Source organism: Psychrobacter aestuarii (genome assembly GCF_904846035.1).
GTDB classification, from domain to species: domain Bacteria; phylum Pseudomonadota; class Gammaproteobacteria; order Pseudomonadales; family Moraxellaceae; genus Psychrobacter; species Psychrobacter aestuarii.
Window position 1 is genome coordinate 1 of record NZ_CAJGYT010000003.1, and the last position, 7,339, is coordinate 7,339.

10 protein-coding genes are annotated in these 7,339 nt (G+C 42.4%); 1 reads left to right on the top strand and 9 read right to left on the bottom strand.

Translation table 11 applies throughout. The features are described 5' to 3' along the window. Positions 1 to 98: 98 nt before the first annotated feature. The 9 genes from JMW05_RS11920 to JMW05_RS11960 form a co-directional block, all read right to left on the bottom strand. A complete protein-coding gene (locus JMW05_RS11920) occupies positions 99 to 920 on the bottom strand; it encodes a tyrosine-type recombinase/integrase (protein WP_201505704.1) in 822 nt (273 codons plus the stop codon). Between the two features lie 39 nt (positions 921 to 959). After that, on the bottom strand, positions 960 to 2,102 hold the full coding sequence (locus tag JMW05_RS11925) for a zonular occludens toxin domain-containing protein (RefSeq protein WP_201505706.1): 1,143 nt from the start codon (positions 2,100 to 2,102) through the stop codon (positions 960 to 962). Positions 2,103 to 2,161: 59 nt separating this feature from the next. Beyond that, a complete protein-coding gene (locus JMW05_RS11930) occupies positions 2,162 to 2,440 on the bottom strand; it encodes a DUF2523 family protein (RefSeq protein ID WP_201505707.1) in 279 nt (92 codons plus the stop codon). After that, positions 2,441 to 3,799: a virulence factor TspB C-terminal domain-related protein gene (locus tag JMW05_RS11935; RefSeq protein WP_201505708.1), complete on the bottom strand. Its 1,359-nt coding sequence runs from the start codon at positions 3,797 to 3,799 to the stop codon at positions 2,441 to 2,443. A gap of 297 nt (positions 3,800 to 4,096) precedes the next feature. Then, positions 4,097 to 4,243, bottom strand: coding sequence for a major capsid protein (locus tag JMW05_RS11940; RefSeq protein WP_201505709.1), 147 nt, complete (start codon positions 4,241 to 4,243; stop codon positions 4,097 to 4,099). A 228-nt stretch (positions 4,244 to 4,471) separates the two neighbouring features. Continuing rightward, positions 4,472 to 4,765 (bottom strand): hypothetical protein, encoded by a 294-nt coding sequence (locus JMW05_RS11945; protein WP_201505710.1) that lies wholly within the window; start codon positions 4,763 to 4,765, stop codon positions 4,472 to 4,474. Next, positions 4,762 to 5,958, bottom strand: coding sequence for a replication initiation factor domain-containing protein (locus JMW05_RS11950; protein WP_201505714.1), 1,197 nt, complete (start codon positions 5,956 to 5,958; stop codon positions 4,762 to 4,764). Before JMW05_RS11950 ends, JMW05_RS11945 begins: the two co-directional genes overlap by 4 nt. A 464-nt stretch (positions 5,959 to 6,422) precedes the next feature. Further along, positions 6,423 to 6,581 carry a hypothetical protein gene (locus JMW05_RS11955; protein ID WP_201505715.1) on the bottom strand — a complete coding sequence of 53 codons (159 nt, stop codon included), beginning with the start codon at positions 6,579 to 6,581 and terminating at the stop codon, positions 6,423 to 6,425. A gap of 300 nt (positions 6,582 to 6,881) precedes the next feature. Then, positions 6,882 to 7,037, bottom strand: coding sequence for a hypothetical protein (locus JMW05_RS11960; RefSeq protein ID WP_201505716.1), 156 nt, complete (start codon positions 7,035 to 7,037; stop codon positions 6,882 to 6,884). A gap of 84 nt (positions 7,038 to 7,121) precedes the next feature. Between JMW05_RS11960 and JMW05_RS12075 the strand changes: the two genes are divergently transcribed. Continuing rightward, positions 7,122 to 7,339, top strand: a 218-nt coding sequence (locus tag JMW05_RS12075) for a helix-turn-helix domain-containing protein (protein WP_227691578.1), incomplete at its 3' end; no start/stop codon positions are given.

Consider the following 7,339-nt stretch of genomic DNA (forward strand, 5'->3'; position numbering starts at 1 on the left):
TGCAGATTATTGGTGCGCCCGGCGGGAATCGAACCCACGACCCTCGGCTTCGGAAAGCGAGGGCGTGCAAAACCTGTTTACATTTATTTACAAACTATTCACCCTATCAAAGATAAAGAGTCAACATACTGTCGATAATCTAAATGGGCATAGCGCATTGTCGATTCAATGTCGCCATGCCCTAAAAGCTCTTTGATGGTATAAATACCAACACCCGCCTGTATAAGCCATGAAGCGTAGCTGTGCCGTAAATCATACATAGTGCATTTAACACCCGCACGCTTTTTGCATAATTGAAAACCCTTGCTATAACTCTTTATATGCTCACCTGTATTCATATTGGTAAAAACATAATCTCCCTTAGCTTGCTGCTGTCTCTCCAATAGCACATTAAACGCGGTATCGTTTAGATATTTGTACATTGTGCGCTTTGACTTACTGTAATAGTTGCGGACAACAAACTGACGTTTGTCTATGTGGACGTTTGACCATTCGAGCGTTAGCAGTTCGATAGGGCGGCAGCCTGTCATTGTGAGAAGAACTATAAAATCGTGCAAATCTTGGTTGTGTGTTTCCAATGCGGCAGCAAGCAGCCTTTGGTATTCGGTGCGTGTTAGATAGTGCGCGATGTAATCGGCTTCGACAAATTTTACACCCGCAAATGGGTTATTTAGCCTAAGCTCATAATCATCATTAACGCAGTTGATCGCTGCGCGAGCAAAAGAGCATTCACGATTTATTGTGGCGTTGGACACCTTGGCACGGCGTAATAGCGCGTACTCTTTCACGTCTTTTTTGCGTAGGTCACGTAAATTGTAGGCATCAAAAAAGCGCAGGTTATGCGCTCGATATTCGTATTTGTGTTTTGTTAGATGATACTGTTGATAGTATTCGATAATCTCAGATAGCTTATTAAACATTGTTATAACTCCAGTAGTTAAGAGCAAAAACGCTCAAAACTAACTTGCAGTTACAAAGTCTTTTTGATTGTCAAAATATTCGATATTTGTTGTATTGTTTTCTTGTCCGCTGCCAAGCGTGCCCGATGCTGGGGCGGTAGTAGAAGCCTGCTTAATTTCTCTTGATTTAGGTATCATTGCGGGTGATTCGTTCATCATGTAGCAAAGGCTGTCTGTGATTAGCAAAGGCTCACCATATGTATTGTATGCGACGCATGATGTATCTGATGCGATTATCATTGCGGGGCGCACGTCTTCATGTTCTGCGAGCATGGCGATGTGCTTTGGTAGATATTTTGCTTTTAGTTCTTCGAGCTCAAATCTCATGTTATTGATTTCTTCTAACTGTGCTTGTGATTGTGCTTTAACGTCATCAAGTTCTTGCTGTACTTGCTCATCTTTTGCAGCTTCAGGGGCAAACATTGAATCCTTGCCAACGTACCAAAGGGCAAACAATATGCAGGGAATAGCGATGATGAAAGGTATTAGCTTAGCGGGTATTTTGAATTTGAATTTGCTGTGTGCTGATGCTGACTTATAGGCGTTTTGGTACTTCTTTTTGAAAAAGAACTTCTCTGTTTCATAAGCGTCTGTAATGGCTGCTTTGGTGCGCGGGGATAGCTGGAAATCGTCCCATTTGTAGACCCATGCAAACGATGCGCCGTGGACGCGCTTTACATGATAGTGCGTCTGGACAAGTCCGCGTATGTGGGTGTGTACATAGTTGGGGAACTGGGTAAGTAACTTTATGTCATGACCAATGTGACCATGCTCATTTAATGAGATAGTAGACGGGTTTTTTGATAGCGTGCCGCTGGTCTCTTTGACCCATTCGAGCTTGTGCGCTTCATCGAAGTAAAAGATGCTATTAGGCGGCGGACACCAGTAGCCATCGGGGACTTCTTCAGGGGCGGTTTTATAATCACCAAACCAAATTGGCTTATCTGTGGGCGGCTTTTGGACTTCAGGCAATTTTGTAACTGTATCAGGGTCATTGATGCCAACGATATCGGAAAAAATAGGGCGGCGCGGCTTGCCCTCTTTTTCTAGCCTGTTGTTTTCCTTTATATCGTCAAATATCATTTTAACAGCGCGCTGTGATTTCCCATTACGCGGTTGCCCTGTAATCACGTCAATAGCCATAGTATCTCCTTGGGCGGGCGGTCAGTCGCTCCTTTAGTCGCTCCTTCCCTTGCGCCCCTTTATAATTTTGCTAGCATGGTGCGTGCAGCAGTGATAAACGCTCGGACAGACATAGCACCCAGTACGATGCTGATTGCATGGTCTATGTGGGCAATGCCAACTAAGCCCATTAAATCGGAGGGCATACCGCCAAGCTGTGCCAAACCCGCATTTACATACTTATCAAAGAACGTCTGTATGATTGCGTAGCTACCAACAGCAACCCCGACAATCGCAATTACTTTTAAGATTAAGTAACGCGTGAACCAAGTTAATATGAGTACGATAACGGCGGGCATTTAATCACCTGACCTTAGTATTATCATTGCGCCTTGGAAGTAGGCGAGCATTAAAAAGACTGGGGCGAGATAACCCAAAAAGCTGCACATAGGCTGCATGGGTATCGCAAATTCAGCGCCCCAAACTGTAAATGTTTTATCTGCTGGGCACTGTTTGCTTGCGTTGATGCGGTTGCGACTAATATCAAAACCTGTAAGCGCGCCCCACGGGTCAACCGTTGATTGCTCAACGTCTGGCATATCAAAAGATGAATCACCCGCTTCATTGGTTGGCATCAAAAGACGTTTTATGTCTTCGAGTAGCGATGTTTGTTCGTCTTGTCTGTCTGTTATTTCTGACAAGTCTTTGTTTATAAGTTCGTCAATCTTTGCCTTTAATTCTGTATCGTCGTATTTATTGGCTTTTATAGATTCGTTTAATTCGTCCAGCTTGGTGATTAATGGGGTAAAGTCCATTTCTATATTTGTGCCATCTACCGTTGTTTCTTTGTCTATTAATTCTTGTAACTTTGCTTCAATGCCTGAGGTGTCAAAATCAGGTTTGTTTTCTTCTATTGTTGTAATGACGTTCTGAATGCTTTCATTGATATTTGTTAAGTTGTTATTTACGTTGCTGATATTGTTATTGATGTTTTGAGTATTCGTGATGATTGTATTTTGATTGCTGGTCATGTTTTCGGTTAAAGATATGATTCGGTTATCGTTATTTATCATTGTCCGATTGTCGCTAACAAGCTGTTTTAAGTTTGTGCAGCAGTCGCAAACAGGCTTGCCATCTTCATCGCATTGCTGAATAGCAGGGTCGCAGTCTTCAGGCATATCATCTGGTACACAGTTGCCGCCGAGCATCTTGTAACCAGCTGGGCACTGCCAAATGCACTTGTTATCTTGTTTGATGTAACCCGCTGGGCACTTAAGAGGAGGAGTGCAAACACCATTGATAAGTTCTTCACCCGCTGGGCAAATAGGTTCATCAAGACAGTTGGATACTGTAATTTTTACACTACCAGAACCATTAATAACTCCAGTTGTCGGATGTTTAGTCTCATAAGAACAAGTAAGACCAGACAAGGAAGTAGACGCAATAACAGAATCAGAAGCAACACGCACACCAACATAAGCAGAACAAGCAGCAGCAGGACTAGAAGATAGTGTTTGAGACTTAGAACTAGATATATACGACTGACACTGGTCACCCCAGTCACCGCCAGAACCTGAGCCACCAAAACCACCGCCGTTACCAGTAAAACCGCTATCATCGCCCCAGCTGCCGCTACCGTCTGCGAACGCGGGAAGGGTGACAGCAGTAAAAAACATTGCTGATATAAAACAGAAAAGCGTATAAGTTAATCTATTCATACTTTTGACAACATGATGCGTATTGCTGTAACGAGCGTCCAGACAATGAGCCAGTTTAAGATACTAGGAGCGTCCATTTTTTCTAGCCTCTAGCAAAAATTGCAGATTATCCAAAAGAACCTTGATTGTGTGGAAAAGTACGAAGCAAGACATAATGAATGTAAATGCAAAAACAGGTGAAAGAACATTAATTGCTTGAATAAGCTCTGCTTTTGTGACGTATTCCATGTGATGCCCCCTTATTTGCTTTTTGAAACTGACTGACCTAAGCCAATCAGCTTTAAAAACAAACAACGCTTAGCGCACTACTCGACGCAGCAAGCTAATACCCGCAATCACAACAAGCACGCCGAGGATTGCAAGACCGATGGTTTCGACATTGCTAACTTGAGCGCTGATTTGAGATACGATTTGGGTTACGTCTAAACCTGAAGAACCTTCCATTTTTAATACTCCTGAGTTACCCGAACGGATTGTTCGAGTTTTTAATTAAGCGCCCCAATTCTCCTAAGACCCAGCCTGTAACTAGGACTAAAATTATTGCGGTGCTGATTTTTCCCGCTTGGACGGGGGTTATCGCCAATGAATCCAATATGCTTGTGTGAACAGCCCACGACTGACAAACACCATTGACAAGTTCAACGCACACATAAGATTCATTAGCCATATTCTTTAAGCCTTGGGCTGTGTTTGAATGTCAATCGAGCGCAAAACGAGCTTCGATTTTTTACCACCTGTAATCAGTTCGACTTTGCAATTCGCCTGTACTGGGAACTTGACACCATCGAAAAGGGAAATGGCTTTAGAGTCTTTGAAGTTAAAAGCCTCAGATGCTTGACCAACGCCGCCCGATTCTTCATCGAGTGGCAGTAGGGCGTAAACTTTGGTAGTATCTTCTTCGTAGTCTTCGACTTTGAACTTTGATGGCTTAGCGCCAATAATGGTAATTTGCATTTGAGTAATCATGCTGCATATCCTAATGTTGCTGCCATGTGGCATAGGTGAAGCCGCTTTGGAACGGCTGTATCATCATCGCTCTTTATCAGTTCCAGTATTTCGGCATCAGATAAGAACGTACGGAAAAAAGACATATATTTGCCAGTTTGGTTTTTTATCCAATTAAAGGCATGGTTTAGGTTTACTTGTGCTGTTTTGCGATTGGTTTTAATGCGTTCTGATGTTTCAAATAAGAACAGACCTTCAAAGCATGGGTATGCGCCCATTGCGTATTGGGAAGGGTTGAGGAGGACATCAAAGGGTATAACGCGGTCATTCGCTTTGTATTCAACTTCACAGCGAACCCAAGGCGATTCCTTGTCTCCCTCTTTTTTGCCCTTTTCATAGAAGCGACAGTATTTACCACTAGAGCGATTGCCAATGGTTAGGGTACGACCTTTGTTGTATGGGTCATTGTTTTTCCAGTTGCCCAGATGCTGAACGGTTGGTTCTGCACCGCCACAGTGAAAACCTTTATTGGTCTCTAGTTCGTCCATTGCGTCAACGCTGAGATAGTCACCGTTCAGATCATCATGGGCAAGGTCTACGCGGGTGATTTTGCCCTTAACGGCTACTTTGGTAATCCATTGGTGTACGTAGGTTTGCCAACCTTGCGGGGCTAGGGCGCAGCCTGTGCCATTGAGCATGATTAGGAAGCTATCACGCTGCCCACCAATGCAGACAAGACCGTAATTTTCACCAATAACAAAACTGTATTTGTAAAAATTGCGCCCTGTCTGATTTTGGGCTGTGATGGCATAACGCTTACCAAGCATACGGACAAGATGGGTAGATATTTCGGCGGCTGCCGACTGGCAAAGCGATAGGTATTGGTCATCGTCTTCATGAGTGCGACGGTACTTTTCTCCGACTGTCGATATATCGGCGGTCATGTTGAGCCAATCAATGAAAAATTCTTGACCGTTACAAGGTACAGCAATAGATTTATATACTGGTTTGTTGTTTTTACCTGTTAGTACGATTGTTTCGGTTTTAGATATGGCATTCTTTTTAGCGTCCATGAGTTCGAGCGCGTAGGCAGCGCGTTTGTGGGGCATGGTTGCGTGAGTTACCCTCATGTTATTAATGAGGGTATCAACTCGATTAGCTGAATCAGCAGCGAATTCACTGGGCGAGACTGTGGGGTATTCATTTTTCATCATTTGTCCCAACCTTCCATATCATCGTTTTTTGAGTTTTCATCGTTCAAAATTGTGTAATACGTGTTTATGACTGTATTGCTAAGTGAATGAAAAAGAGCTGTGTTCGATAGCGTTAGTAATGCTTTAACTTCTGTGTGTACTGGATTGCCGTCTGATAATTGACTAGATGCCTTGTCAAATATTAGGCGTGCTGATGAATCAAGTGATGCTTGATAAAATTCTTTGTCTGTGTGATATAAGTAAGACATTTTAAGAGCCTCTTTTTAAAGCACTTCATTGATTAAATAATTGATTTTTTAAGTAAAGATAGTATTTTTCAAATCTCCAACTTGACTTAAAAAATAAACTATTTCTCCAATTCAGCTAAAAGATAAAAAGCATGGGGGCTACACCCCCAAACCCCCGTTGGTCATTTCTTAGCAGCAATAAACAAAAAGACGTTTATCACTGCTAAGAAATCGACCTTAATTGTCTGTTTTCTTGCAATATTTACTATCGACTTGCAGCATCTCAGGACAATTCTTTGCTTCAAATTCTGCGTTGTCTTTTTCTTCACTGAACGAGAGAAAAGCAACAAGTAAAAGAGCAACAATCAAAGCGAAAGGAGCGACTAATAAAGGCATATCAACCCCCTAGAACGGCATATCTGATTCATGTCCGCAGTGCTTGCAGACATACTCACCAAGTACCCAAAGCTCACCACACTCACAACGAGCACGGCAGTCAGCTGAAAAGATGCCCCCATCCACTTCTGTATCAGAAGTTTCTGGAGGACAGGGGCAAAGGGTTAAAACCTCAGGGGAACTAGAGATATAAGGGACAGTTTCGGAAAGACTTTTGTATACTTGACGCATAATTAACACTCCAGAATAGTGAGAAATTTATGTTTAGCGTTATAACGGCAGGGGATATATTCGGCGCTCTTAGCTTTCGTGATTATTTTTTTCTCTTTGTAATTGCAATAGTTGCTTTAGTTTTGAACGAATATCGATAAGTACAAAGGTGGAAACAGTTGCACCAGCTAAGGCGAAATTTGCTAAAAAACCTAAGAGTTGGGCTTCTAATACAGAATTTGACATTGTAGAAAGTCCGTCCAGTGATATAATTTTGATATACCCGAATTATAATTTACTATTTGTTAATTAACAAGGGGAGAGAAACTCATGTTGAGTGTTAGAAGACTAATTGATTTGGCAAGACTAGAGACTGGAAGCTATAAAGAAGTAGCTAATAGATTAAATACAAGCAATGTGAGGATTACGCATTGGAGGAATGGAAGAAACGCACCAAGCGCTTTTGAAATATACCGAATGGCAGAAATAGCAAGGCTTGAGCCTGAAAAGACGTTTTATGATGTGATGTCAGAAATAGACAAAGAACA